The sequence below is a fragment of the Paenibacillus oceani genome (genome assembly GCF_014705615.1).
GTDB lineage: Bacteria > Bacillota > Bacilli > Paenibacillales > NBRC-103111 > Paenibacillus_AB > Paenibacillus_AB oceani.
This window is the reverse complement of record NZ_JACXJA010000008.1, coordinates 64581-90705: the sequence shown is the minus strand read 5'-3', so window position 1 is coordinate 90705 and position 26125 is coordinate 64581. Positions and strand designations below refer to the sequence as shown.

Annotated in this window: 32 protein-coding genes; 8 read left to right on the top strand and 24 right to left on the bottom strand. The window is 56.0% G+C overall.

All coding sequences use genetic code 11. The features are described 5' to 3' along the window. Positions 1-17: 17 nt before the first annotated feature. The 7 genes from IDH45_RS08870 to IDH45_RS08840 form a co-directional block, all read right to left on the bottom strand. Positions 18-1970: an alpha/beta hydrolase family protein gene (locus IDH45_RS08870; RefSeq protein WP_190926667.1), complete on the bottom strand. Its 1953-nt coding sequence runs from the start codon at positions 1968-1970 to the stop codon at positions 18-20. 807 nt (positions 1971-2777) lie between these two features. Beyond that, positions 2778-3746, bottom strand: coding sequence for an RluA family pseudouridine synthase (locus IDH45_RS08865; protein WP_190926665.1), 969 nt, complete (start codon positions 3744-3746; stop codon positions 2778-2780). Positions 3747-3845: 99 nt separating this feature from the next. Continuing rightward, positions 3846-5558, bottom strand: a complete 1713-nt coding sequence (locus IDH45_RS08860; RefSeq protein ID WP_190926663.1) for a methyl-accepting chemotaxis protein — start codon at positions 5556-5558, stop codon at positions 3846-3848. Positions 5559-5768: 210 nt separating this feature from the next. After that, a complete protein-coding gene (locus tag IDH45_RS08855; protein ID WP_190926662.1) occupies positions 5769-6473 on the bottom strand; it encodes a class I SAM-dependent methyltransferase in 705 nt (234 codons plus the stop codon). Positions 6474-6614: 141 nt separating this feature from the next. After that, entirely contained in the window at positions 6615-7157 is a 543-nt protein-coding gene (locus IDH45_RS08850; protein WP_190926659.1) for a DUF402 domain-containing protein, read from the bottom strand. Between the two features lie 27 nt (positions 7158-7184). Continuing rightward, positions 7185-7943, bottom strand: coding sequence for a Cof-type HAD-IIB family hydrolase (locus IDH45_RS08845; RefSeq protein ID WP_190926658.1), 759 nt, complete (start codon positions 7941-7943; stop codon positions 7185-7187). Positions 7944-8082: 139 nt separating this feature from the next. After that, positions 8083-8535: a helix-turn-helix domain-containing protein gene (locus IDH45_RS08840; RefSeq protein ID WP_190926656.1), complete on the bottom strand. Its 453-nt coding sequence runs from the start codon at positions 8533-8535 to the stop codon at positions 8083-8085. A gap of 207 nt (positions 8536-8742) precedes the next feature. Here IDH45_RS08840 and IDH45_RS08835 point away from each other — a divergent pair, with 207 nt between their 5' ends. After that, positions 8743-9897 carry an RluA family pseudouridine synthase gene (locus tag IDH45_RS08835; protein ID WP_317891176.1) on the top strand — a complete coding sequence of 385 codons (1155 nt, stop codon included), beginning with the start codon at positions 8743-8745 and terminating at the stop codon, positions 9895-9897. A gap of 144 nt (positions 9898-10041) precedes the next feature. Here IDH45_RS08835 and IDH45_RS08830 read toward each other — a convergent pair whose 3' ends face one another. The 3 genes from IDH45_RS08830 to IDH45_RS08820 all read right to left on the bottom strand — a co-directional run bounded on the left by IDH45_RS08830 (position 10042) and on the right by IDH45_RS08820 (position 12395). Then, positions 10042-10407 carry a hypothetical protein gene (locus IDH45_RS08830; RefSeq protein WP_190926654.1) on the bottom strand — a complete coding sequence of 122 codons (366 nt, stop codon included), beginning with the start codon at positions 10405-10407 and terminating at the stop codon, positions 10042-10044. A 336-nt stretch (positions 10408-10743) separates the two neighbouring features. Next, entirely contained in the window at positions 10744-12021 is a 1278-nt protein-coding gene (locus IDH45_RS08825; RefSeq protein ID WP_190926652.1) for a hypothetical protein, read from the bottom strand. Between the two features lie 17 nt (positions 12022-12038). Next, complete coding sequence (locus tag IDH45_RS08820; protein ID WP_190926650.1) at positions 12039-12395, bottom strand: cupin domain-containing protein; 357 nt, start codon at positions 12393-12395, stop codon at positions 12039-12041. Positions 12396-12548: 153 nt separating this feature from the next. Between IDH45_RS08820 and IDH45_RS08815 the strand changes: the two genes are divergently transcribed. Further along, positions 12549-13439, top strand: coding sequence for an AraC family transcriptional regulator (locus IDH45_RS08815; protein ID WP_190926648.1), 891 nt, complete (start codon positions 12549-12551; stop codon positions 13437-13439). Positions 13440-13570: 131 nt separating this feature from the next. On the opposite strand, the gene IDH45_RS08810 is transcribed toward IDH45_RS08815, so the two are convergent. The 5 genes from IDH45_RS08810 to IDH45_RS08790 form a co-directional block, all read right to left on the bottom strand. Further along, a complete protein-coding gene (locus tag IDH45_RS08810) occupies positions 13571-14152 on the bottom strand; it encodes a nitroreductase family protein (RefSeq protein ID WP_190926647.1) in 582 nt (193 codons plus the stop codon). A gap of 64 nt (positions 14153-14216) precedes the next feature. Next, entirely contained in the window at positions 14217-14675 is a 459-nt protein-coding gene (locus IDH45_RS08805) for a DUF4362 domain-containing protein (protein WP_190926645.1), read from the bottom strand. Between the two features lie 57 nt (positions 14676-14732). Then, positions 14733-14978 carry a hypothetical protein gene (locus tag IDH45_RS08800; protein ID WP_190926643.1) on the bottom strand — a complete coding sequence of 82 codons (246 nt, stop codon included), beginning with the start codon at positions 14976-14978 and terminating at the stop codon, positions 14733-14735. Positions 14979-15037: 59 nt separating this feature from the next. Then, positions 15038-16090: a metallophosphoesterase family protein gene (locus tag IDH45_RS08795; RefSeq protein WP_190926641.1), complete on the bottom strand. Its 1053-nt coding sequence runs from the start codon at positions 16088-16090 to the stop codon at positions 15038-15040. Positions 16091-16491: 401 nt separating this feature from the next. After that, the gene (locus IDH45_RS08790) at positions 16492-17553 is read right to left on the bottom strand and encodes a zinc-binding metallopeptidase family protein (RefSeq protein WP_190926639.1); all 1062 of its coding nucleotides are present in this window, start codon (positions 17551-17553) and stop codon (positions 16492-16494) included. Positions 17554-17702: 149 nt separating this feature from the next. Here IDH45_RS08790 and IDH45_RS08785 point away from each other — a divergent pair, with 149 nt between their 5' ends. The 4 genes from IDH45_RS08785 (at position 17703) to IDH45_RS08770 (ending at position 19247) form a co-directional block, all read left to right on the top strand. After that, entirely contained in the window at positions 17703-18023 is a 321-nt protein-coding gene (locus IDH45_RS08785) for a hypothetical protein (protein WP_317891175.1), read from the top strand. A 195-nt stretch (positions 18024-18218) separates the two neighbouring features. Continuing rightward, positions 18219-18695, top strand: a complete 477-nt coding sequence (locus IDH45_RS08780) for an Hsp20/alpha crystallin family protein (RefSeq protein WP_190926637.1) — start codon at positions 18219-18221, stop codon at positions 18693-18695. A 15-nt stretch (positions 18696-18710) separates the two neighbouring features. Beyond that, positions 18711-18908, top strand: coding sequence for a hypothetical protein (locus IDH45_RS08775; RefSeq protein WP_190926635.1), 198 nt, complete (start codon positions 18711-18713; stop codon positions 18906-18908). A gap of 24 nt (positions 18909-18932) precedes the next feature. Further along, the gene (locus tag IDH45_RS08770) at positions 18933-19247 is read left to right on the top strand and encodes a hypothetical protein (RefSeq protein ID WP_190926633.1); all 315 of its coding nucleotides are present in this window, start codon (positions 18933-18935) and stop codon (positions 19245-19247) included. A 32-nt stretch (positions 19248-19279) separates the two neighbouring features. Here the strand turns inward: IDH45_RS08770 and IDH45_RS35200 are convergent, their stop codons facing one another. The 4 genes from IDH45_RS35200 to IDH45_RS08755 form a co-directional block, all read right to left on the bottom strand. Beyond that, positions 19280-19498 (bottom strand): double zinc ribbon domain-containing protein, encoded by a 219-nt coding sequence (locus IDH45_RS35200; RefSeq protein ID WP_332072413.1) that lies wholly within the window; start codon positions 19496-19498, stop codon positions 19280-19282. 478 nt (positions 19499-19976) lie between these two features. Further along, the gene (locus IDH45_RS08765; RefSeq protein WP_190926631.1) at positions 19977-20483 is read right to left on the bottom strand and encodes an Hsp20/alpha crystallin family protein; all 507 of its coding nucleotides are present in this window, start codon (positions 20481-20483) and stop codon (positions 19977-19979) included. A 41-nt stretch (positions 20484-20524) separates the two neighbouring features. Then, the gene (locus IDH45_RS08760; RefSeq protein ID WP_190926630.1) at positions 20525-20788 is read right to left on the bottom strand and encodes a hypothetical protein; all 264 of its coding nucleotides are present in this window, start codon (positions 20786-20788) and stop codon (positions 20525-20527) included. 20 nt (positions 20789-20808) lie between these two features. Beyond that, complete coding sequence (locus IDH45_RS08755) at positions 20809-21066, bottom strand: hypothetical protein (protein WP_190926628.1); 258 nt, start codon at positions 21064-21066, stop codon at positions 20809-20811. A 156-nt stretch (positions 21067-21222) separates the two neighbouring features. Here IDH45_RS08755 and IDH45_RS08750 point away from each other — a divergent pair, with 156 nt between their 5' ends. Both IDH45_RS08750 and IDH45_RS08745 read left to right on the top strand, forming a co-directional pair. Then, the gene (locus IDH45_RS08750) at positions 21223-21684 is read left to right on the top strand and encodes a hypothetical protein (RefSeq protein ID WP_190926626.1); all 462 of its coding nucleotides are present in this window, start codon (positions 21223-21225) and stop codon (positions 21682-21684) included. A 140-nt stretch (positions 21685-21824) separates the two neighbouring features. Then, on the top strand, positions 21825-22088 hold the full coding sequence (locus IDH45_RS08745; RefSeq protein ID WP_190926624.1) for a hypothetical protein: 264 nt from the start codon (positions 21825-21827) through the stop codon (positions 22086-22088). 110 nt (positions 22089-22198) lie between these two features. Here IDH45_RS08745 and tatA read toward each other — a convergent pair whose 3' ends face one another. From tatA to IDH45_RS08720, 5 genes are all read right to left on the bottom strand, one after another. After that, positions 22199-22405, bottom strand: coding sequence for a twin-arginine translocase TatA/TatE family subunit (gene tatA / locus IDH45_RS08740; RefSeq protein ID WP_190926622.1), 207 nt, complete (start codon positions 22403-22405; stop codon positions 22199-22201). A gap of 93 nt (positions 22406-22498) precedes the next feature. Beyond that, on the bottom strand, positions 22499-23524 hold the full coding sequence (locus IDH45_RS08735; RefSeq protein ID WP_190926621.1) for a Gfo/Idh/MocA family protein: 1026 nt from the start codon (positions 23522-23524) through the stop codon (positions 22499-22501). Between the two features lie 35 nt (positions 23525-23559). After that, positions 23560-24264, bottom strand: a complete 705-nt coding sequence (locus tag IDH45_RS08730) for a PIG-L deacetylase family protein (RefSeq protein ID WP_190926619.1) — start codon at positions 24262-24264, stop codon at positions 23560-23562. Positions 24265-24307: 43 nt separating this feature from the next. Then, complete coding sequence (locus IDH45_RS08725) at positions 24308-25258, bottom strand: sugar phosphate isomerase family (protein WP_190926617.1); 951 nt, start codon at positions 25256-25258, stop codon at positions 24308-24310. Between the two features lie 21 nt (positions 25259-25279). Continuing rightward, the gene (locus IDH45_RS08720; RefSeq protein WP_190926615.1) at positions 25280-26092 is read right to left on the bottom strand and encodes a sugar phosphate isomerase/epimerase family protein; all 813 of its coding nucleotides are present in this window, start codon (positions 26090-26092) and stop codon (positions 25280-25282) included. Between the last annotated feature and the right edge of the window lie 33 nt (positions 26093-26125).

Sequence of the window (26125 nt, the reverse complement as noted above, 5' to 3'; positions counted from 1 at the left end):
GGCGGTTCATGCTGCCGCTACCGGTTCCGCCAGCGGCGCAAATCGGGCAAGTCGAAGTAGCGCAGCATTCCCGGCAAAATTGTGCTTAATAAATCGAACGGATCGTAATGACGCGACCGGACCCATGAGGCAACGCTCTCCGGGCCGTTCTCGATATGGAGCCCGCTTATTCGCTCGTCGAGTGCGGCGGCAAGCTCCGCATACAACGCATAACGTCCCTCAGCGTACAGTTCCACACGTTCCGCCGCCGCATCCGGCAGTTGCTCCGCCAAATCCAGCGCCCGAATGACGTCATAGGCGCGGACGGCGACCAGACTGTCGTCCAGCCAGAACAAGTCGGCGGTCAGCTTATGCAGCGTGCCGAACCTGTTCCAGATGGAGTACGGGCTGATCGGGCTTGGCGCGCAGATCCCGTCGCCGGACACGTCCAGGACGAAGGCGATGTTCCCCTTCGCGCATGTCATCTTAATCCAGGACAGCTTCTCGCTGGCGACGGTCGTCCCCCGCTCCCACAATCCGATCGATACAGGCAGCGGCTTGCCGTCGAACCGCTCGTCCCGGAACGCTACCCCATGATTGAACAAGCCTTCCTGGCTCCACCACAAATAGCTTTCCGGAGCCAAGCTCTCCACATTGTTCAGCTTCAGGAAGCGGGGATTCAGCTCACATCGCTCGCGTCCTCCGTATATACGTTCCTTCAACCATCCGAGCGCCTCGCTTTTCAGCGTCTCCTCGGAAAGCGCTGCCCGCCGGCGTTCCAGCTCGTCCAGCCGCGCTCCGTTTTCTTCATATACGGCGCGGGCATCGGCGTAGTCTCCGCGGACTTGACCGGATTTCGTGCAGTCCAGCTCCGCTTGGCCCAGCAGTTCAATCCGGATCTCCTTGCGGGTGTCTCTTCCGGGCACGGACAGATGGTTGGCGAAAAACTCAGCCGCCGCATCGGCGAGCGGACGCGTATACGCATGGGTAGACCGGTCCTCGGCGATACCCGGACTGTGGCTCGCGCCATACATCTCCCAAAAACGTTTCGTGCGGGCGACCGTACGCCGGGTTCCTTCGATCGGGAAAAAGTCGGAAGTAACCGCAAGTACCAGCACCGGACGCGGCGCCATCGCGAGCAGCAGATCCTCATGATCGAACCCGAGCTTGCTCATTCCGCGCCATACTTGCTCCGCGTCCTGCGCCTGGCCGGAGTACAAATAACTGGAACGGTTCATAATAAACGTTCCTGGAGCCGCCGCCGCGATCCGCGGCTCGCACAACATGACGAGACTCGTCTGCAGTCCCCCGCCGGAATTGCCTGTCACCCCGATCCGGGCCGGATCGACCTCGGGCCGGGTACACAGATAATCGACGGCACGGATCGCGTCGTGGATAAAATAACGGGCAAGTCCGTCTCCGAGCGGAATGCTCTGGCTTCCGGCATATTCGTGATCGCTTGTGCCGGGCCGGATCTCCGCTTTGCCGGTTGTCGGATCATAATAGCTCAACCGCTCGCCTTGACCGATCGGGTCGATCGCGAAAACGATCAAGCCTTCGGCGACCAGTCGCTGGCATACGGTCTGGTAAGTATCGTACTGCTTTCCGTTGTCGGAATGTCCGCACAGGAATAACACGGCGGCCGACGGACCGCTCAGACCGTCCGGGATATACATATTCGATGTCACATACGTGGACGGCCTGGACTGAAAGATGATTTTCTCGATCCGGTAGCCGTCCCGGTTTACCGTGCCGGTGATGACCGGGCTGAGCGGATGATCGGATGACGGCAGCCCGCCGGCCGACTCCAGCCATTTCTCCCGCATGAACGTGCGCCTTGCTTCCAGCTCCTGGGTAGTACGGATCTCGTCGCGCGCCCGGTCGCCGGCCTTGAACGCCGCTTCGGAGCGATCGTAAACCCACTGTCTCAACTGATCTTTGACATTGTAGATGCTCAGCCCGTACTTCTGCAGATCCTCGATAGACGCCATACTCGGTTATCCCCTCTCTCCCCCGCACATCCTTTAAACGAAACGTGCTCGGTTACACTCGGTTTGTAACGAATCAAAGGCTACCAGCCTTGTATAGTAATCGATTTCCTAAGTTAGTCAACCTCATTATAGTGGGCGGTTTCCATTCAGTCAACGAATGATTTTCAAGCTCAACAGAGGTTTTTGTAAAGGCAGCTGCAAACTTTCGTTCCGTTATAAGAATCTACATGGACTTGGTGAAAAAGGTTCGATACAGCCGGATAACGGCCGCTGAGTCCGCTTGCTCGGCGATACAGGTCGTATTGTCATCAGCAAGGTCATCCAGGTCCCTGTTGTCAGCCATGCAACCTCTCCTCCCCGCTTCCAGGATGAAACCTGCGCGTACGAAGAACGGTCACCGGCAGGAGCCGCTGCGCTGCGTCGGCAGCAAGGATAGTCGGTTTGTTTGAGCGCTATGGATTGAACTGATGAATTCTCTTGAAGTACGACCCGGAGTTGCCGCTATTGAAATCATGTTGTCTTCTGTCGGCGGAATGGCTAACGAACCTAGGCATCGTTATTAGAGCTGAATCCGGACGTTTGCATTTGTAACGAACTCTTGTATTGTTATTTCCGCAAATCGGATCGTTTTTTTCCACTTTTGGCCCGGTATCGTTGCACGGATTCGTTAGCCTGGCTAAAGAGCGTTTTTCAGCCCATAAGCACGTCACGATTCGATAGCCGTCGAACCCACTGGATCGGTACGGGGCCACGGAACCAAAAAACTCCCCTGAACGGTGATCGGGGAGTAGTCTTGAGCTAAGCTTTCTATTTCGACAAATCGAAGTCGATGCCGGTCTTCCGGAGCACCGAGCGGAACAACGTCGGAAGCGGCGCCGTAAATGTCCGGCCGTCCGCTAGGACGATCTTCCAGGCATGCAGCAATTGATGGCGGACATCCTCGAACGGCTTGCCGCCGTACTTGACGTCTCCGAGCAGCGGATGGCCGATACTTTGCATATGCGTCCGGATCTGGTGCGTCCGGCCGCTGATCAGCTCGACTTCGATCAACGTATACCCTCTGCCGGCTTGGATCGGCTTGTAGCGCGTAACCGCGTCTTTCTCCTCCTGCTCCCGGCCGCTGCCGGCGGCAGCCGCTCCGTCCTTCACGACCCTCGTCCGGTTGCCCCGCTCGTCCCGGATCAGCCGGGCGTCCACCGTACCGCCTTCAGCAACCGTTCCTTCAACGACCGTCATATACAATTTGTCCAGTTCCCGCTTGCGGATCAAATCGTTCAACTGGTGCAGCATCCCCGCCGTCTTGCCGACCAGCACGAGTCCGCTCGTATTGCGGTCCAGCCGGTTCGCCGTCGCGGGGAGGAACATCCGGCTGTCCAGCTCCTCCTTTTTGTGCAGGTAAGCGTGAACGCGGGTGATCAACGTATCCTTTTGTTCCGTCTGATCGGGGTGAGTGAGCAGTCCTGCCGGCTTGTTCACGACCAGCAGCTCCGCATCCTCGTAGACAACGTCGATCTTCGAGATGACGCCGGCGAATTTCACTTTTTTATCGACCGCTCCGATCGCGGCCTCCTTGAACGTTTCCTCCTCGATCCATATCGTCAGCTCGTCGCCGGCCGTCAGCTCGTATGTATCTTTTTTCCGTTTGCCGTTTACTTTCACTTTGCCCTGATCGATCATCTTATAGATCTGGCCGAGCGGATAGTTGGGCATCAAGGATCTTATATATCGGTGCAGCCGTTTGCCGCTTTCGGATGGGGTCACGATGCGGGTAATCATAATTTTCTACACTCCCGGTCCGGAGCGCGCTCCGGTTCATATTCGCCAATAGCTTCTCCATCTTACCATGATTGTCTGCAAACCGGGAATGCCATCGGTTTACACTTTGAATTTGCGGATCGTCACGTTCAACTCGGCGGCCATCTCTTGTAGCGACCCGGTCGATCGCTTCAACTGCTCGATCGAAGACTGCTGCGTCTCCGAGTAGTCGGCGGCGCTGCGGTAATGCTTGGCCGCCTCCTGGGAGATAACGGCCATCTCGTCGATCGCCGCGCTTACCTGCTCCGAGCCTGCGGCGATTTCTTCAGAGACCGCGGACACGTCCTGCACCTGCGCGGCTACGCGCTCCACTTCACTCAGGATAGCGCGGAAAGCGACGTCCGCCTGCCGGACGGCTTCCAGCCCGTCCAGCACTTCCTTGGAGCCGGCACGGATCGACCCCGCTACGCGGCTCGTCTCTTCGGCTATCGTATCCACCAGCTGCGAAATGTGGCGGGAAGACTCTTCGGCTTGCGACGCCAGCTTGCGAACCTGATCTGCTACGACGGCGAACCCTCTGCCGTGCTCTCCCGCCCGGGCCGCCTCGATCGCGGCGTTCAGCGCAAGCAGGTTCGTTTGCGAGGAAATATCCGCGATCGCCACCACGATCTGTCCGATCTCAGCCGTTCGCTGCTCCAGCCGCTTCATATCCTCGACGTTTGATTCGCTGGTTTCGGCAATAAACGTCATTTGTTCCATGGCGCGTTCCGCACGGGTATTGCCGAGTCTGGCCTGATCGGCCGCGATAAGCGACGCTTCCGCCGCTACGGAACTCGATTCCGCAATTCGCTGTACCCCGTCGCTGACCTCTTCCACCGATTTGGCCGTTTCCGCTGACCGCTGCACCTGCACACTGGCCCCCGACGCGACTTCGCGGATGCTTTGCGTCATTCGTCTTCCCGATTCGCTCGTCCGCTCGGTATGATCGTTCAACTGAACCGTCGCTTCGTTGAGACGGACCGCGTTATCCCTGATCGAGCGGATCATCGCGGACAATTCGCCGACCATCTGCTGGAACGCCCGCGAGAGGACTCCGATCTCGTCGCTTCGCGACGTCTCGACGCGTACGGTCAAATCTCCGGCCTGCACCAGCCTCGAAGCAGCGGTCAGCCGTTTGAGCGGACCGAGCAGAATCCGGGCCAGCAGCCAGGTCGCCAATACCGCCGCAAGTAAAATAACCCCGGTTACCCACACCATATACCGGCTGTTTTCCTGCAGCCGCTCGTACACCGCTGTCGCGTCAAAGTCCGCCCCTACGACGCCGAGCATGTCCCCCGTCGCCGGATCGATAATAGGCACGTAAGCGGTAACGGTCGCTCCATACGAATCGTCGTTGGTTAGCTCACCGACTTGCTCCTGCTTCTCCGTGAACGCCCGAGCGAGCTCCGCATACGGCTCCTTCTCCACTTGACCGAATTCGGACACGTCCTCCTTGGCATCAAGCGGCGCTCCGTCGACGGCATAGACGTATTCCATTTGCCCGTTCTGCTCCCGGACGGTCATCGTATACAAATATTTCAAGCCGTTCGTTTCTTTCATGTCGTTCAGCAGCAGCCGGAGCTGCTTGTACGCATCGGAGTCAGCCCGCATGGCGCGGAATGCGGCGGTATCGATTTTGCCCGCAGCCTGCGCGGCGATGGTCTTGGCCTGGTCGCCGAGCGATTTCTTGATCAGCTCCGCTGACGACGTGTACACGGTATAACTCAGCACACTGCCTGCAATCAGCATTAAAACAGAGAAAAACAGCACGATGCGAGTCTGTAAACTTTTCAACCCGTAACCCTCCCGACCGGTATCCAAATCCCTAGTGGCAATTAGTCCCATTGTACTATAACCGGCGGAGCTTTTCGACAAAATCCAATCCGTTTTGTTCATTTGATGGGCAATAAGCAGGTTGTCCGGGCATATACGACAAAAAAGCCCCGGGCATCCAGGGCTGTCATCGCTTTATCCAAGCGAGGCTTTCTTGCGGCAAATATGCGGTCAACGGGCGTCGTCCATCTTCCGACCGACAGCGGCGAAATGTCCGGGCAGCACGTCGACCGTCGGCTCCAGCCGGTCCAGTTCGTCGACTCGCAACAGCCGGAAGCCTGCTTGCATAAAATCGTTGATATACACCGACAAAGGCCGATGATAGGCGCCCAACGTCGATCGGATCGTCCCGCGGCCCTGCGACTTCCAGAACTGTTCGCGGTACTCCGATACCTTGCGCCCTCCGTCCCCGATCGGATGGCTGAACGGCGACTGGAAGCACGGGTGCATGATCACCCATATCAGATAACCGCCCGGCTTCAAGATCCGCCAAGCGGCCGAGAAGACTGCACGGTGATCGGGCACGTCCATCAGCATCACGCTCGAAACGGCGAAATCGAACGATTCATCCTGGATGCTGCTCAAGCTCATCGCATCGTCCCGCACCCAGGCAATCTGTCCGGAAGCGTCTTCGGCTGCGGCATATGCCAACTGTTCAGCGCTTAAATCGACACCGGTGACGTTCGCTCCCATGCCGGCCAATCGGATGCTAAGCTGTCCCTGGCCGCAGCCGATGTCGCAAATGGACTTGCCGGCCAAATCCCCGAGCCATCCGAGCTGCTCCTCCATATAGCGGAAAGCGGGCTCCGGGCCGCCGGCTCCGCCTTTATTCAAAATTTCCCGGTACTGCATCGCAAACCCGTCATATTGTGCCATCCGAACAACCTCCGTCCGCCGAAGATGTGCATTTATTTAATGACATTAATATCATGAATAATTAATCACATTAAGTAATGTGCGTAGTTCAGCTTATTATCCCTTGCATCCTTCTGCTCTCTCTCATTGTTTTATTCCAGCTTACTTTAGTCCGGCGGCCATAGATTCCACCTGCTCCAGTCCGACTCGTATCAACGGGTTCGTACCGTCCTTAACGCTTTGCAGCAAAGCCTCGGCCTCCCGGCAGGTTTCTTCGTAGTCCTCCTCCGATATCACTCCTTCCTCCAACGCAGCGTCCAGATCGTCCTGATCGATCAGATCGGGCTCGTAGGGGGAAAAACAGACGACATCCAAATACATATCGTCCCAATAAGGGATTCCGTCCGGGGATAGTCCGACTTCCCTGGCAACATCGTAATACCACTGCCTCACCTGCAGCTTGCGGTCGAGCATGATCGTGAGCGTATGGCGCCCGCCGTCCGGAAACAACTGCATCCATACGTACCCGTCGCCGGCCACGCAGCGGCGGACTCCCTGCACCTCCACCTCCAGGGGCTGCTTCACCCGGTCCAGCCACAGCCAGGTTATATACCCGTGAAACCCGGCATGATCCAGCCGCTGTTGCTCGTATCTTTTGCTTAGAATCCGCGGCCAGTCGGCACGGTTCGCATATTTCCTTTTCATCGTTGCAGCGGCCGCCTTTCCGCGAAATTATCGCAGCACATATTTGACGATTGCTTTGTATACCCCTTCATCCTGGTTGGAAGCCGTCTCGGCGTCCGCTCTCTGTTTGAGCTGCCAAGGGGCGTTCCCCATCGCGATGCCCAATCCGGCATACTGAATCATACTCAGATCGTTATATTGATCCCCGATCGCCGCTACCTCCCGCCGGCCGATCCCCATCGACCGGGCCAACCGCGCCAGCGCCTCGCCCTTGTTTGCGTTCGGATGCATGATGTCCATCGTATAATCTTTCACCGTTTTTCTTAAGGCTGTCCCAATCGATTGCCATCCGCCTATTCTGCGATCGTCCTCCACTTTTAATTTTACTACCGGCTCGCGCTCCGCCAGAACATCTTCCCGGATCGAATAGTCCCTAAGATTTTCGTTGTACGGCCGCTCCACGACCATATCGAATGCCGTATACACTCGAAAAGGAATCTCGCGCCCGCGACAATAGTGAATGAAAGGGGCGACGGCTTCCACCGGAAACGACATCCGGTCCAGTACGGTTCTGCTCCCAATCTCCGACGTGACCGCGCCGTTATGGGTAATAACCGGTCCTTCCAGGCCGAGCTGCCGGATAATGTCGGAGCTTTGCCGCAAACTGCGGCCTGTACACAATACGACTTGAATGCCTGCCGCTACCGCCTCCTTCACACCTTCCAGCGTCTTGGCGGTTATCCTTTTGTCCAATGTTAACAACGTGCCGTCAATATCCAAAGCAAGCAGCCTGTATACAACGTCCACCTCCCGCCTCCGGATCAGCATATCCGGACATGCATCCGTGACGAAATCTATTCTGTACAGGAACAAAAGGCTTCATTAAGAGCCGCGTGGCATCTCCTCATACGTATCATACGCGGCTGGCAGCGGCTCCGCGTTCATCTTACTTCTCGGCCATCTCCCCAATCGCCGTGAGCAGCCTGCCGACAAATGAAGGCTTCCCCCACAGGACAAACCGGCTTTTCTTCTCTTCCTCCAAATAAAAATATTGGAACTTCGCCTTGCCTCGGGCCGGATTGTCTTCGTTCATGAACACGATCAATTGCTGCGCGATCCGCGCCGCTTCGTCCTGTCGAATGCTGCAATCGATGACCGAGCAAACCTGGTATTTCTCCCCCTCCCCCGGTTGATGTTCGCTGAGAAACGATTCAATATCCCGTTTCGCCGACTCGTGAATCACTTTCACCGCCTGCCCTGTGAACATCTCAAGCTCCTCCTCCCGGATTCTCCATTCGCCGCCAACCTTGCCTGCGGACAGCTTGCCTTCCCGGATATATCTGCGAATCGTTCTAGGATGCATATCCAATAACTTGGCAACTTCCTCTACGGTGTACACCCGCACCACTCCCACTTATTCCCATCTGACCTTCTCAGTATAAGGGAATCTCGAGTTACAAGTCAAGATATAATGTAATTATAGGTAATAATATGTATCAATTTGGACATTAGAAACCATCCTATTCATTTTCGTTTTGCTTTCTCTTTGATTTATCGTAAAATAAATCGTATTGAAAAATAGAGATGAGACGCGGTGGTGTTGCAAGTGAGAGAATCGGGTCGGCGGTCGAGACAACCGGCGCCAGGCGGCGGCCGGAGCGGCCGGCAAAAGCCGGGGTCCAAAAAAGCGAATCCCTATGACAAATCCAGCTCGGCTGCCAAAAACAGCCGTTCCCATAAACAGCTTCCTGCGGGGAAAACGAATCAACGTCACGAGAACCCGCAAGCCCAGGCGAGAACAAACCGGCGCGACGTCCCCGCCGCGTTAACCAGGCCGGGACCAAGCGGCAAACCGGCCCCGAAACAAACGGTCAGTCTGAAATCGGGCCGCCGCAAAGGTGAATGGATGGAGTTTAAGCTCCCGGATTCGCTGGCGTCCGCTCCGCTTGGGGTCATTTTGAAATCGTTCCCGATCCCTGCCAAGGTAGCCGGCCGATTAACCGCTACGAACAGCATTATTAAGCAGGGTCAGCTGCTTCGGATCAAGCTGTTCCCCAGCGAATCTCCCGGTTTTCCCGGCGACTGGGTCAACTTGAACATTTTGTACGAGGACGACTTTACGCTGGTCGTGAACAAGCCGGCCGGCGTCGAAGTGCACCCGAGCACACAGGGACAACGCGGAACACTCGCCCATGCGGTAGCCGCCTACTATGAAGCATCCGGGCAAAAATGCCGTGTGAGGCATATCCACCGGTTGGACAAAGAAACGACCGGTCCTGTCCTCTATGCCAAAAACGAGCTGGCTCATTACGAGTTCGATAAGGCGATGCGCGAGAAAACCATTGAACGAATCTATATGGCGGTGGCCGAAGGCGCCTTCGAGCAGCGGAAAGGGAAAATCGATAAACCGATCGGCCAGGACCGCCATCATTCCACACGCAGACGTGTCAGCGAAACGGGCGATCCGGCCGTGACGTTGTACGAGGTCGTCGAATATTTCGCGGGCCATACGCTTGTCCGTCTCAGGCTGGAGACGGGACGCACCCATCAGATACGCGTTCATTTATCGTCGATCCACCACCCGCTGGCCGGGGACGGCATGTATGGCGGAACGCGCCGGTACATTCATCGGCAGGCGCTGCACGGCGAGAGACTGATCTGGGTTCATCCTTGGACAGGCGAACGGATGGAAGTGCGTGCGCCTTTGCCGGAAGATATGAGCAAGCTGCTGGACGACCTGCGCAATGCCGACTCCGAGTAAGCATCCCGGCAATCTCATGGTTTACCCGATCGGCGCAGCGTGTCCCTAGTATTCCGGATGCAATTAAATTGCCTCCGCAATATCCGTATGACGACCAAAAAACGGCGCGGGATCGGCGCCGTTTTTCGTGTATCTCCAGTCTTCTCAAATTCTTCTAAACCCGCTTGGTAGTCTGCCCGTTCTGCGAATCTCCCGAATCTGGGCCAAAGTAAGGCGGACGTTCGAAGAAATAAGAGAATTCGCATCGTTGCCTGCAATGATATCGTCCAGATCCGCAATACTGCGATTGCCTCGGAATACGCGAAACGCGCCTTGGAAATTACGGCGCGAGAATAAGACCAGAGTCGCGTTGAAGCTTGTAGAGAAAAAACGAAGGCTCTCCACATCAAACCGGCCGTCGAGATTCCGGATTCCCAAGTTGCCGCGCAGCACGCGAACCCGTCCTCTGAAGTTCTCGTCGGAATAGAGCGACAGCCTAGGGAATGTTTGCAAGATTACAGCTTTGTTCATTCTCTCTATCACCTCCTCTGCATTCAATATATGAGAGAAGGGTAGAGTTGCTTGGACTTGCATCCACGTCTCAAACCTATTTCTATTAGCTGTGATCGCTATGGGAAATACACTCGCCATTTCCCGGGTAAGCGCAAAAGTCGATAAAAGCTACTACCAGTTGACAGCTTCGGCTCTATTTTCGACCCGCCCGTGTCGATACCAAAGGTGTGCCTTCAACCACTCGCTTTCGATTGACGGCCGATGACGGGAACGCCTGATCCCATTCGAAGATGGAGACCGGCTGCACATGCCGGTTCTCGTGCACGCCGTTGCTCACGATAGTGTCCCTATCAACTACAAAGCACGAAATGCCGCCGTAAACGCCTCCGCCATCCGCTTGTCGATTCCGGGGCGGAACTGTCCTTTCAATCCGTATTCAACGACAGATCCTTCCGCCTCATAGCCGCCCTCCACGATTATTTGGTCGTCGGGTATATAGGCGGTCGCATCCGCATACCCCCAGAACAGAAGCGTGACACCCGGGAACAGCCGCTCCAGCTTCCGCTTCACTTCGTAACACGGTTCTCCGCCCATATAGGCGATGTAGAGATCGGCACTTAACCGGATAAGCCCGGCGGGCAAGTTGACATAGTCCGGCATGTGATCATAATGGTTTAGTACTCGATTCGCCATACCGACCAACCCCGGCCGCGAAGCTGGGTCACTTGCGATTGCAGCAAAATGGCTTTTTGGATACGGATCTATTTCTAGGTGAACCTTGAATTGGCAGGCCGCCACATCCGGTTGTACTTGAACCATCGCCTTCGGATTGGTCAAAAGCAGCTTGATCGCTTGAACGATCGAAATCGCCATTTCATTCATTTCGTCATAGGTGCAGGTGATGAACATGCCTTTGTATGCCGTCGCCTTCGGTCGGCTGTTTCCGCCCGCCCCCTGGAAGAAAATGCCCATCGCCCCGAAATACTCGGCTTCGAGGAGGTGACAAATCCGGCCAGGATAGTCTCCCGAAAGGTACAACGTATCTCGGACCGTGACGGGATGGCAGGCGTAATTGAATAAAACGACTTTGGTCCGTCCATCTAAATCCAACACCCTCAGCACATGCAAGCGATCATCTTTAGCCCCTTCCGGGTTTGGCAAGTTCTGTAATTCTCCGTCTACCGACAGCCTGCGATTGATATTCCAGTCCCCGTTCACTCCTCCAGCCTGCAGCGTCCCTTCAAATGTATTAACCATCGCCCTGGACACACAGCTTTTTATTCGTTCTAGCAGGAATCGCTCATAGCTAGGCGAATGCTGACTTGCATCGTCATAGCCCACCATTGCGGGACCGCCATGCGTATGACTGTAAGTCAGGAAGAAATGGTCTGCTGGGATTTGAAAGGCGGTTTCACTCCACTTCTGCAGTTCCTCGGTCAGGGCAAAATCGTGGAATAACAGATCGAGCGATACGAATATCAGCTTCGTTTCACCATCTTGCACAAGTAAAGTCCGTACGTACAGATCGTCATGAATCCCCTGAAACGGTTTATTGAAAAAGGAGCCGTATCCCCCCATGTACGTGGGTAAATCCGGGGTTATCAAATCTTTTGCAACTCCAAAACGCATCATTCTCCCCCGCCTTCGTCTTACTTATGATGGACGGGTTGGCCCGGGATTCGATCCGGCCAGTTCGCGACGCAAATGTACTCGAAATCCTCTTCGGAGATGCAGGTCGCTTGGTGCTCTGTATCGCGCGGGATGTAGACGACGTCCCCGAATTCGACCTCATAAACGGTTTGGTTCAGTCTGAGACTCGCTCGACCACCCATGATGATGTAGACTTCCTCTTCATCGTCGTGATTGCCGACTGTTGTGCTCTGGCCCTTGGAGAGCCTCACATAGTTACTAGAGATCGTCTCTGCTTCGTGCTCTTCCAGGAACGTGACGCCCTCCCCTTTAAAGCCGGGAAGTTGGGAAAGTTTTTTGACGAATGGTTGTGCCATAGCTTGTTTCCTCCGTTTGTAGTAATATTTTTTTAGCTGCACCCCGAGTATAGCTTGAAGGGCGGGAAGGCAGTAGCCGACCAAGCGCCATCTTTTGCAGAAACATGTCACAATCGTGCTATTTCAACTTACATGGGAGAGTGGGGGGAGGTTATGGAATTCATCGCAGCTACGAATTTTATAATCCAGACCCGGATCGGGAGCTTGATGTTCGCCATACATATGGATGGAACGTTCCTATCTGACGGCTCGCCCGCGATGCAGAACCAGCACAATCATGCCATGAGTGAACTGCACTTCGTTGAATCGGGTTCCGGGCTGTTAACGTTGAGCGGACAGGAGGAGGAGGAAGCGCTTATCCCTCATACGGCCTACCTGATTCCGTCCGGCCTGTACCACGCCTTCCAGTCGGATCGCTTCGCACCGTTGCGCAAATACACGTTCCGTTTCGAATATGTCGAAGTGGATGAGCACTCCAAGGGCCCGCCTGAAGAGGCTGAGACGATGAAGGCAGCTCTCCTTTCCAAGGAATTCCGTCGTATCCCGAATCAAGAGCGCCTGCTCCCATTGTTTCAACGGATCACCCGTGAATTGCAAGAGCGCCGTCTCGATTACTACACCATCGTGCAGGCCCGCTTCAGCGAGATCCTGGTCGAGCTTATGCGTGCCTTAACCAGCTTCAGTGCTGCAACCGTTCCGGTTCCTTTCCCAAGTATTAACGATACGCGCTGCCAGCTAATCGACGATTACTTCGACCATTATTCCTCTCATTTGACGCTTGAACATTTATCCAGCCTGCTTCATCTCAGCACTCGTCAAACGAACCGAGTCCTGCAACGGATGTACAAGAAAACCTTTAGTGAGAAATTAGCGGACATTCGGATCGAGGCGGCGCGTAAGCAACTCGCGCATACCAAACTCCCTGTCGCCCTCATCGCAGAACAACTTGGGTTCGCCTCATCCTCATTCTTTTGCAAAACGTTCAAAAAACGGACCGGGACGACTCCGCAGGCCTACCGGAAAATGAATGCAAGGTTAAAGTGACGGAATCTTTAACCTTCAATCTTCAACCTTCATACCTCACAGTGAAAGCGCCAACAAAAAACATGATACTTTTCCACACAAATAGCGGCACTCTGCAAGTGCCGCTTCGTCGTCATCTTATCTTCTCCGAGTTATCGGGCCGCCGTATCGATCCACACCGTCTTTTCTTGAAACGGCCGTCGCGACTTGGCGGGAGTCGGCATATCCGGATAGCCCAGATAGATCAGCGCGGTTAACTGCTCGTCTTCGTTCAAGCCGAACGCCCGGTTCATGATCGGATGGTACATCGGCTCGCCGGAACGCCAGATCGCGCCGAGACCGGCAGCATGGGCGGCAAGCAGCATATTTTGCACGGCAGCATGGACGGCGGCGAATTCTTCGCTCCGGTTCACTTGGGGTTCTTTGGAGGGCGAGGCGGCGACGGCTATGACGACAGGCGCCCGGAAAGCTTTGGCCCCCTGCTTCGCCCGCAGCTCGGCTTCATCCGCCGCATGACCCGGCTTCGCCGTTTCGACCGCGATATCGCCGTACGCTTTGGCCAGCACGTTCCGCCCTTCGCCTCTCATCACATAAAAACGCCAAGGCTCCGTCGAATGATGGCTCGGCGCCCAGTTGCCCGCTTCCAAGATTAGTTCGATCGTTTCCCGGCTGATCGCCTCGTCTTTGACCCTGCCAATCGATCTCCGGCTTTTTATCGCTTCATACAAATCCATACGTATCCCTCGTTTCCGGCCGATCGACCTTCTTTGCTTGCACAATCGGGGCAACCGCCCCGTACTAAAGTTTGTCTTTATTAAACGAAATTACAGGGATCTTCTCCCCCTCATTATAACCGTTACACCGGCTCAGCGCGAACGTGTAGCTCATCCCGCCGTCCGCCCGCTCGATCGCATGGCAGACATACTCCCGCTTCCCTCGGTCGACCTCGTCGGTCATTCCGTCCCGGGTGTTGTCGATCGTCCATCTGATTTCTTTTCCTTGTGAATGTACGTCATGAATCCAGTAACCTCCGTCCACGACCGGCGGGATCAAGAGAACATAACCCCCTTTTCCTTGCTGAAACCGGTCGGCGAAATCGTTAAACAACTCCAAATCATACCGGTCGAAATGGGTAAGTATAATCGGATGCCGTTCCTCCTTCAACTCGTCGGAAAGCTGCAAATTCAAATATATGGACGCCAGTGCAATCAAAGTTACCGCCAGGAAAGCAATCTTACCCGGCACGCTTTTATTCATGGCTTTCCCCCTCCGGTTCACAATGCCCGCCCTCGCCTGGAATCCCGCACCGGCAAGCTACCCCAGTCTGGACAGCTCGGCAATCCGGATATAACCGGCCCCGTCATAAAGCTCGTCGCTTTCGTATCGTTCGAGCTGATACGGAGTATCCTCCAGCTCGCTTCGCAGCTGCTCCGAAGTAAACCATCGAACGTACCCTTCCCCTAGCGGGAAGGTGTCGCCTCGCTCCAGGATGGAGAACGCCGCTGCCGGACTCTGCTCAAAATATTCGTCTCTCGCTTCGTCCAGGCTATCGTCAGGCACAATATTTTGCGTAAGCAGCAGGAGTCAGGTTCATAACAGCGGTAACCGCGCACGGGATGTCAGGCCAGCGGAACGGTCCAGTCTGCCTCTCCGATCCAAGAACGCCCGATAAACTCTCTTCCCCTCAGCCGGACCTTATCTTCGAAAACTTGCACGTATAAACCTTGCGACACCTGCTCCCTGAACGGCCTGAACTCGGCGTTCAACACCCGTCCGACGGACGAATTCTGAAACCAGTGAAACGTCTCCTTTACGTAATGCTCCCTGCCGTTCTGGAAATCCTGGTGCGTGTGGCCGGAGAACACGAAAACCGGGGAATGTCGTTGCAAAATATCCCGGAATTCGTTCGCCCGGATCATAGAATGATTGCCTCCGTTGCGTCCGGCGGCGGGCAGCGGCTGATGAATCATAATAAAAACCGGCTTGTTGTCACTCCGCGCCGCCAGCCGCTCCCGAAGCCAAGCCAGCTGCTCGTCGGAATACCACGCGCCTTCCCCGACGTCCGGTTTTTCCTGAACGTAGGTTTCCTGGGACAGCAGCAGCAGCCGGTAACCGTTCACCACCGCTTCCGAATACGGCTTATCCAGACCGAACTGTTCCATGAACATTATACGTGACTGCCGATCGGACTTGCCATTCGGCATCGTTTCCTTGCTCCACGCTCCGTTGGCGTCGATCCAGATGTTGTAATAGTCATGATTGCCCATATTGGCGTATAACGGCGGGAGCTTGTACGGACTCATCACGTTCCGGTACTCCTTATAGTCGGTTTCGGTCGCCGATTCGGTAATATCGCCGGTCAGTACGATCGACTCGATCTTCGATTCGAAAGCTTTCATATCTTCAAGCGCGCGGCGCAAATTGTCGCTGGGATACGAAACGCCGCTATTGATATGCAAGTCGCTCAATATCATAAATGACAGCAGCGCACCGGACGGATCGTCCTCATTGCCCCATACGATACCTTGCTCTCCGAGCCGGGTGCGTCCGGCAGGTTCGCCTGAGTCCGGCTTGCCCTCGGGGTCCAGCCCGAATGTCCAAGCGCCTCCCGCAGCGGCGGCCGTCAGGAAGCCTGCTGCCAGCATCCTCCGGATAAATGTCCGTCTGTCCATAAGCCGCCTCCTTATCCAGCAACGTTCTCTGTAATTTGATTATAACCAGCCTACCGCCGAAGAGAAACAGCGATATCTGTTGGGAGAACATCGCCTCACTTATTAATGGCATTAAATGAATTCTTAAGCGGGGTCTATTCCAGACAGAGGAACGCTTCAACGGAAAGAAGCGGTATTTGGGGTTTGATCGGTCGCGGTTGACTTTAATAGGGCTCAGGCGAACTTTATTATGACGCACTATTCCCTTCCTCATTTCATCGGTTTGTGTTGATGGGAGAAGGGTCGCAGCAGCCGGATCGATCTGCTTCGTTTCCGGTTCCCTCTTCCCCCGCGGACTGCCGCCTGCTTATATCTGCGAGAAAACCCCGCATGCCTGTTGAGGCAGTACGGGGCTTCCAGTGTTACAGCTCGTCGTGGATCGGGTTCAAATTTTCGCTTCCGGACAAATGTACGATCATCTCGACCAGCAGCTCGATCTCTTGCTCGATGTCCCGCAAACTGGCTGTTTCCACAGGAGCGTGCATATAACGGAGCGGCAGCGAGACGAGCGCGATCGGAACGCCCCGGCCTGTCGTACGAATCATATCTGCGTCGGTCCCGGTTTTGCGAGGTGTCAGCTCGTATTGCAGCCGCATGCCCAACCGCTGCGCGCTAAGCTCGAGCAGCCGGTTGACTTTCCGGTTGATCGGCGCTCCCTTGGCAAGCACAGGCCCTCCGTCCAGCTCGATGATCTCATGCTTGGACGTCGCTCCCGGGTAATCGGTTGCGAACGTAACGTCGACCGCAATCGCCATCGTCGGAGCAACCCCGGCACCGGCGAAATACGCCCCTCCCATATTCGTCTCCTCGTTGACCGTGCTGGCCGCATACACGCCGACTTTCGCCCCCCGCCCGGCAACGCGTCTAAGCGTCTCTGCGGCGATAAACGCCCCGGTGCGGTTATCGAGTCCGCGCCCGCTCAGCCTGTCGTTAAGCAGCAGCTCCGGCTCCCGCTTGTACACGCACAGATCGCCCACCTGCACCAATCCGGCAACCTCCTCCTTGCTCGCCGCTCCGCAGTCGATGCACAAATCGGAGAATTCAAATTCTTCCTTCAGCCCGCCATGATGCTGGGCGTTCGCCCCGATTACCCCGGTAAGCCGGCCTCCGTAGCCCAATATATCCACCTTCATGCCGACCGCGAGCTTTGGGCTGATTCCTCCCAAGGCGTCGAAGTAAATAAACCCTTTCTCGTCAATCCGGCTGACGATCAGCCCGATCTCGTCGCAGTGTCCGGCGATCAGCACCTTGAACTCCGCCTCCGGGTTCAGAACGGCAATCGCATTGCCCGCCATATCTGTCCGGATTTCCTCCGCATACGGTCTTACGTAATCCATCCATTTCCGCTGTATGTCCCATTCCTGACCGGAGGGGGACGGAGTCGACAGCAAGTCCAGCAAAAACTGCTTGGCCTCAGCCTTCATACGGGAACCATCCTTTCTTCATTCGCTTGCAATTGATCCAATTTTAACAGAATCGGAAGGCTCCGTTCCACTGTACCGATCCGGCCGATCAATTTGTTCGGTCGCCTGCTGGATTCCACCACGCCGCATCTGGTAAGATATAGCTAAATGTGAAAACAAAAGGTCGTGAACAGCTTATGGGCGTCAGGTTCAATCGCGAATACCGCGATATCGTAAGGGATATGGGACATGCTCTCGGACAAATTGACAATTGCTACGAATCGTTTGCTATGGAGCGGGCGGACTGGGAGGAACTCGATCGCGAGGAGCAGATCGAATATATGTGTACGCTGGCCGACGATATTTTCTACGGGCTCGGGGCCGAGCCTACAATCGAGATCGGGGAAGGTAAAGTACAGTACGATTCCGTCAACCACGTGATCCGGATATGGACGGACGCGCAGGTCGTGCACTTGGTGAAACTCGTATAACCGCTACCGTTCGAACAAAGCCGGGAGACGCTCGTTGCGTGCTTCCGGTTTTGTTTTTTGCCCCCCAAACCATACGGAATCCGCCGAAGATAATCGGCACCGAGGGCGAGACCGTTCTCCGACGTCATGGGATCGCCGCTTTGCTCATACGATAATAAAAGAGTACGAACCGGCCCATGCCGAAAGGAGGCTGCTGTGAGCGAAATCCCCCGCCAATTTTGGAAAAACCTTCGTTCCCAAGCCGACCGGACGTTGGGCGATCAATTTTGGCAAGATATATCCGGACTGATTCCTACGCAGCAACCGCGCACGGACGTCTACCTGACGGCGGACCGGCTCTTCGTCATCGTCGAGCTTCCGGGCTGCAAGGCGGATGCCGTCAAATTGTCGTTTCACAAAAACTCGCTCCATATCCGGGGAGACCTTTCTTGTCCGTATCCGGTGGAGGAAGACGAGCTGATCGTAGCCGAACGGTTTTTCGGGCCGTTTCACCGCAAGGTCGAGCTTCCTCCCGGCATATCCGGAACCGGTATGAAAGCCCGTATACGCGACGGACTGCTGACCGTCGAATTTCTTCGGAAGCTCGAGACCGATTCTCCGGTCGATATCGCTATCGATCCGGCCGATCTTGCAGATTCAGACAGCGAGCCGAGCAACGATACTTCGGATTAAGGGAGGGGAAACCGAATGGTACGCATCCGATTCGAATCGATCCGGATCGACGAGTTGACCGACAGCTCGTCGGTTAATACCGGAATCAATGTCATTATCGGGAGAACGAGCCGGGAGGAAGTCAGCGAAAGTAGGGGCTCGTTTGACGGAACCCGCAATCAGGCGCATGGCGGCATACATATTCAGAAGAAACGTCCGCAGCGATCCTCATAACAGGACGATGGGAGGCTTGAGATCATGGCCGCTTCGTTGTTTTCCCCGAACTTCGTGATCGGGCATATCGAGATCGGCAGCGTGGAAGGCGCATCCTGCGTCAATATGGGCAATAACTTTCCGTCCCATTTTCAAAGCAACAAAAAGCATAACCAAGGATTCGGCGACGTAACCGGAAATAACAACAGGTTGTCCGGAATCCGCTCGACGCTGGACGACTCGGATTTTATGGACTGGTTGTCCGGCGAAGAAGCCCAGGAAATTCCCGAGCCGATTCGCCGCTGGTTTACCGATCTCGTGCGCGAATCGGCCGGGCAAGCCGACCTTGTCGCCAAATAAGGCTGAACCGCAGAAAGGTAATGCCGGCTTGGCTACAGCAATCCCGATTCTCTAAATACGGTCGGCGATCCGCAATCTGAGCAAAACGCCGCATCCTGGCGATTCACCTTCGAGCAGCCCTTGTGCAAAGGGCTTTTCTTTTTGGTGCAGCGATTCATCAAAGGTGCGCCGCAGCGGACGCAATACTTGTCGGCTTTCTCAGGCTGATGTCCGCATCGGACGCACGGGTCCCTCTCTTTCTCTTCCGCCATGTCCCCCGCCTCCGCTTCCGTGATCCGATTCAACATCCTCGGGATATCGTATGCAGAAGGCGGTCGCATGCGCGTCAGGAGCCGGAACAGACGAACCCAAATTTCGCTTTCGGAACGGAAACGTCATGCGTACAGGCTACTAACTCTATAAGAGTCTCTGGCACCTCCTATTTTCGGCATCTTGGGAGGAAAGTGATAAATAGAGGCGGTTTGTACCCCTTATTTCTGCCACCTGAAAGGGTCTGCGCCTTTTTTGCGGGATATTAGAGCTTCAAACCGCTCTTATGCCGCGTCCAAGCCGGTTTTCGGACCAAATAAAAGCTGCAAACCGCTCCTATTCGGGTCCTCCCTCCCTCCCCCCAGCTAGAAGCAGGACAGAGCCCCGTCCTCCAACAAAAACAAACTGCCGGGGGGATTCCGGCAGCTCGCGGATGGACCGTTCAGTTTCAGTTTCGTCCCCCCATCTCCAGCTGTTCGGTCAGCTGTCGCCCATAAACCGGACCGGAATCTCCCTGACGGGCGACTCCGACTCTTTCGGAAGCGTCACCTCCAAGATCTGTTCCTTGCAGATCGCCTTGGCCCCATCGAGCCTCACCGGCACGGGGAGCTTGATCGTTCTTGCCTCTCCTCCGGGCAACCCGGCCAGCCGGAGCTCGTAAGCTGTGCCGAACACCCGGACGTCCCGCGAAGCCGGGCCTCCGGACAGCTTCACTCTGACGATGACGGCGCGATGCGTCTCGAATACGTTGCAAGCGACAGCCGTCTGCCTGGAAGGCGAGGCGGAGGGCTTGAAGTTCGCCGCTGCGGAGTCAGGCACCGCTTCCGCCAGGATCCCTTTCACGTACCGGTCGACCCAGGGAATCGTCCCGGATGCGCCGTTCCACGTTTCTTTCCACCCGCCTTCGCCGAAAAAACGGTTCTGGAAATCGTCCCAGTCAAACGGAGCGCGTCCGGGCGGAGCTTCCTCCTCGTTCGAACGGCGCATATTCATCCCCTCCTTCCGCTCTCAGCCGCCGCCTAGAGACCCTAACACGCTTTCGCCACCTGCTGCCCGCTTAAGATAACGTCCCGGTCGTCGATCGGCGTGTCGATCATATCGTTATCGTAAATCACATTGATGTTGCCCGTAATTTCATGATGATCGCCGGATATGCCCGTAATGCTGGCATTCGTTTTACTGTGGGAGCTCCACGCGTACTGCAGGTTCGTGCCGATAAACACGCCCGAGTTCGTTTCCATCGCATTCACGACGATCCGGTCGAACTGAACGAGAAACTTCGTATCGAGCATGGCCTTCGCCCGCCTCCTCCTTACGATTGAATGCTGCCCCCGCCTTCCTTCTCGAATCCGTCAAAAATAAGCGTATCGAGGAAATCGTTATCCGACAGCAGGTTCAAATTGCCCGAGAAATTGCCGCCGCCTCCGAAGCCGTTCGTAATCGAGCCTATCGACATTTGGTTTTTATTGTGCGAATCCCAGCCGGGGGCCGCATTTTCGCCGACGAAGATGGCGCCGTTCGTCTCTTGAGCATTCACATAGATCCCGTTAAAGATAATCGTTCCCGGCATGCCGTTCCCTCCATTCCGTCGTAATAAACCATATATATGACCGGCCTTTGTTGTCCTATTCGTGCTCGCGGCAAAGCGCAAGCATCGTTTCCAGGGTCAGCCCATATACTCTTAAAGACAAGTTGTCAAAATCCCGTACACAAAGGACAAAGGACAATGGCCATGTTCAAATGGTTTGCGCAGCGCGGTAAACCGGCGCCGGACCCCCGGGGAAGTGCGGATCATGAGCTGGCCCGGCTGGAACGACAAATCGAACGGCTTGAACAGACGGTCCGGTTGCTGGCCAACGAAACGAGAAAACAAAATATTGTCGTGCGCCAGCTGAACGTCCATCACCCCGTCGTGGAAAATGTAACGTTCCGACTCGACGCCCTGGATATCGAGGAACTGAGCGGTTCGCTGAATCTCGGCAACAACTTCGACGTCCAATTCGATCCGCAATCGTTGTTTCGGGGCAAAGAGGCGGGAAAGCAGACACCGCCGCAAACTCCCGATTCCGCGAACACCCCGGACGCTCCAAAAAAACGGGCCGGACGACCGGGCCGCGAAGACATCCCGGCGGGCGCAGACGGCTTCCGCCGAACGTCCTCGGGTTATTCGTACAAAGCTCCGCAGTGAGATTCGGCCCTATGCGGTCATTCGCCCAACCCGCGCTCCCTATTCCCGCGTAAGCTGTAGCTGACCACACATCCGGAGACTCCGGACGAAAGGAGCGGGCAGCGATTCCCCAATCAGCGATCATCTTTAAGGAAATCCGGGTGAATGAGATGGGACCGAACAGCGGCGTCTTTATCGGCAACAACCGGGCGCCGCTCTGGGGCTCGTTCAGCAAGCAGCAGACCGCCTTCAGCAGCGACAGCGGCAAAGCGACCGGGAACCGGACTTACTTCTGGGACCGCGACCGGGTCGACTTCGTCGCCATCGGTCCGTTCAAAACGCAAAAAAAGCGCACAAAGAAAAGCCGGACGATTCTCCGCAAAGGCGGGAACGTCCGGTCCAAGTCCGGCACTTCCAAATTATAGGTCATGATAACGGTTTCAAACAAATCCACCAGAACATTCTGCTTGACAAGGGCCGGATACACATCCGACCATTTCCAGTCTTCCGGCCATCTCCCGGCTTCATCAAACCGTCAGTTTACCTGCTTGCGCTCGGTTTTTTTGCTGTCTTCGATGTTCTCTTGCTCGGCGTCTGCGATCATCTGACGGCTGCCTTTGCGGAATTCCCGCATCGTATCCCCGATCGCGCGTCCCAATTGGGGAAGCTTCGATGGTCCGAACAGAAGCAATGCGATCAAGACGATAAGAACGATCCCTGTCCAACCAATATTGAATGGCATGCGATTCCCCTCCTTTCTCTTAACGATAACAGACAACCCGGTCCGGAGCAATCCCCGGCCGGGCTATTTTTACGATTTTTCGCGAATTTACTTCTACGCAATATTTACCAGCGATCCGCCCTCCCGGGCAGAGCGCGCTTCCGCTTCGGCGATCGCCAGCGACGCGAGCGTCTCCTCCGGCTTGGCTCTCACAATCGGCCGGTCATGCAGCACCGCATCGGCAAAATATTTAATTTCCCGGTAATAGCCGGGCTCGTCGGGAAACTGCGGCACAATTGCTTTTCCGTCCCCAGGATTGTCACGAAGCACGCGCTTCTCGTAGACGAGATTGCCGCGCTCGAAATTAACGCGGAACGACATCTCAAAGCCGAATTCGCCGGCCAGCGTCCGGTCGCTCTGCGAACTGACCACCTTCCGGTCGGGATAAACGTACTGGGTGGAAATAATATCGAACGAGCTGCCCGGCAGTACGTCGAGCGCCAACGTCGATACCGAATCCGGCTTGCCGAACAGCCAGTTCACCATATCGATATCGTGGATATGGAGGTCGTACAGCCCGCCGCCGCTCGTCTCCGTCCGCACCATCCAATCGTTGTGCGTCCATTGCGGCGGATTCCCGCCGCGGAAAAAATGAGCGGACAGCACTTTGCCGTAACGGCCGCTGTTTACCGTCTCCTTCAAGTATTCATACTCGGGCCAGAAGCGCAACACTTGGGCGACCATCAGCTTCTTGCCGCTCCGCTCCGCCGCTTCCAGCATCCGCCTTCCTTCCGCGGTACTCAGCGCCATCGGTTTCTCGCACAGCACGTGCAGTCCCCGCTCCATCGCTTGCACCGTCATATCCGCATGAAGGTAGCTCGGCATCGCGATGTCGACGATATCCAGTTCCTCCTCCTCGAGCATGCGGCTGTAGTCCGTGTAGTGGCGGCTGGCGGACAAAGCGAGGTTGCTCTCGTCGACCTGAATGTTGCCCCCTGCGAAAATGCCGCGAAACTTGTCCTCATCCGTATCGCAGATCGCCGTCACCCGGATCGGATAGCCTTCCTGCTCCAAGCGCCGGTAATTCGTCAGATGCGCCCGCCCCATAAATCCGAGGCCGACCAAGCCCACTTTCAACATACGTTTCTCTCCCCACATTAGATGATGACCCCGGATCAGACCGGGAACCGGACCGCGTTCGGCCTCGTCCATACGAGATGCTGAACGAATCCTTCCGCATACGTGCAGCCCGCCTGGATGCCCCTTGTCTTCCCAAGAGTCGTAACGAAATCGACGATATCGACGTTATCGTGTTCCTTCAGCCAGACGAGCTGGCTCTGGTGCTTGCGCAGCATCTCCAGCTTCGTCTCCATATGGCCGGTAACGTCGACGTAAAAGGTCGGTTCGAAGCCGAGACCGGATAAATTGTCCATGTAGTACAGCCCCGGAACTTTGTCCGCGGCCGGATGATTCGTCTTGAACCAGGGCAATGTAGCGAAAAACGTCGCATGAAACACAAGCTGGCTCACCGCGATATGATCGGGCATATAATCGTTCGGCGCGTGCGTAATGACGATATCAGGGCGCGCATACCGGACCAGATCGATGAAAATCATCCGGTTTTCCTGGCTTTCCGCAATCAGCTCGCCGTCCCCGAAGCCAAGCGACAATACTTCGCTGCCGATTACCGCTCCGGCTTCCTGCGCTTCCGCACGACGTATGACGGTCAGCTCCTCGGGCGGGATCGTATAATGTCCCTTGTCTCCTTTGCAGGCGTGGCAAATTACGATATGGTGGCCGTCTTCCTTCAGCTTGGAGAGCGTTCCGGCGCAGGAAATCTCGATATCGTCCGGATGCGCGCCTACTGCCAATATGTTCATTCGGTTTACTCCTCTCGTTCCTCAGACCGGCCTGTCAGCCGGATCAATTCAATTCCGGCACAAGCGGTCCTGCCAGATCGTTCAGGAAAAACAGCTTGCCCGGCAAAGTGGGCATATAACTCGACGGCACCCACGGGTCCGGTCCGTATTTCAACGTCGTCAGCAGCGACATGCCCTGCCACATCATCCCGCGCCCGAGCAGACCGTCTGCGCCGCCGATCGCATAGTCCGCCTGCAAAAACAAGCCCGGACCGATCGTATTGGCGTAACAAGGGACAAGCGTCGTGCGGCTCTTAAAGCTCGTGATCGCGTTCTGCTCGATCGTCAGCGGATGCAGCTTGGCGGCGATCCGGTGCGTATCGGCGCGCCACAACGACTCGGATTCGTACTCTTCGGCGAAGTGCGGCTCCCAGAACGCGATATGGAAGACGCGGCCGATCCCGTACACGACGGCGAGCTTGGCGCCTTCGCTTCTCAGCTTCTCGATCTTCTCCGCGTACAGCGGCAAGTTTTCCTTGGTTGCGAAGTTACGCTGGTTTTCCGGTACCGTAAGCTCGCCGAGCTGATGGTAGAAGCTGTTTTCCATCGCGTACTGGAACGCGCCAGGGTTCGTCGGAGGCAGCGTGTTGCCCTCCGCGTCGCTCCATTCGTCCATATTGAACCCGTAGACGTGCGAAGCGCTTACGTTCCAGGCTTTAAGGAAATAGATCGTCCATTTGTACATCCCCATCGGTCCGACCGGCAGGATCAGCGCCAGCTTCTCTCCGCGGTCGCGCGTTTGCTTGATCAGCAGGGCGATCTCATGGCCCATATACGTGTCGAACTGCGCCAGGCTAGCGCACGGCACCGGCTCGAAAGACGCGTTCCAGTGCGCTTCCCGCACAAGCGCTTCCTGCCGCGGCAATCCGACGCAGCGGTCGATTTTCTCCAGATCCCAGCCTGCCGGGAAAAATTGTTCCATCAGAGAACCCTTTAATGTCGTAAACAGATTCATATCCGATCTCCTCCCGGCTGATCAGGCCAGCCACGCCTTTAATTGATCGACTGTCGCGCGGATATCCCGGGCTTGCTCCTCGCCGGCGATTTCCCGCTCGATAATCAGTTCCCCGTCGTACCCGATCGAACGAAGCTTGGTCAGCAGAGCCGGGAAATGGACTTTGCCCGTACCGACCAGCACCTCTTTGCCGAGCAAGTCCCCGTTCGTCGGGTACATCCCGTCCTTGACGTGGACATTGCGGACATAAGAGCCGATCACGTCCAGCGCGTCGACGGGGTTGCCTTTACCGTACAGAATCAGGTTGGCAGGGTCGAGGTTAATGCCCAGATTGGAAGTGCCGACACGCTCGATCGTCCGCAGCAGCACAACGGGCGTTTCCTGACCGGTCTCAAACCAGAAGCCGATGCCGAGCTTCTCGCAATAAGACGCCACTTCGCGGATCGCTTCCACGACGCCTTCGTAGTTCGGATCGGTGACGTTTTCCGGGATGAAGCCGCAATGCGTGACGAGCGCCGGAGCGCCGATCCGTTGGGCGAAATCGGCCCAGCCTTGGAGCGTCCGCACCCGTTCCTCCCGGTATGCCTCAGGAACGAGCCCTAACGTAACGGGTCCTTCCGTAAAGTTCCATTTGCCCGGACCGGCCACCCAGCCCCACATCGCACAGATTCTCACGCCGTGCTTCTCGGACTCGCGAACGACCTGATCGGCGATCTCCGTCGTGCACAGCTCCGGATTCCATCCGATCAGTTGGCAGACGTTCAGCCCGAATTGGCTGACATGTTCGAAGCAATTGCCGTTGTTTTTCAAAATATTGACGACGCCGATTTCCATCGTGATGCGCCTCCGTTTCTTGGTCGTAGTTTC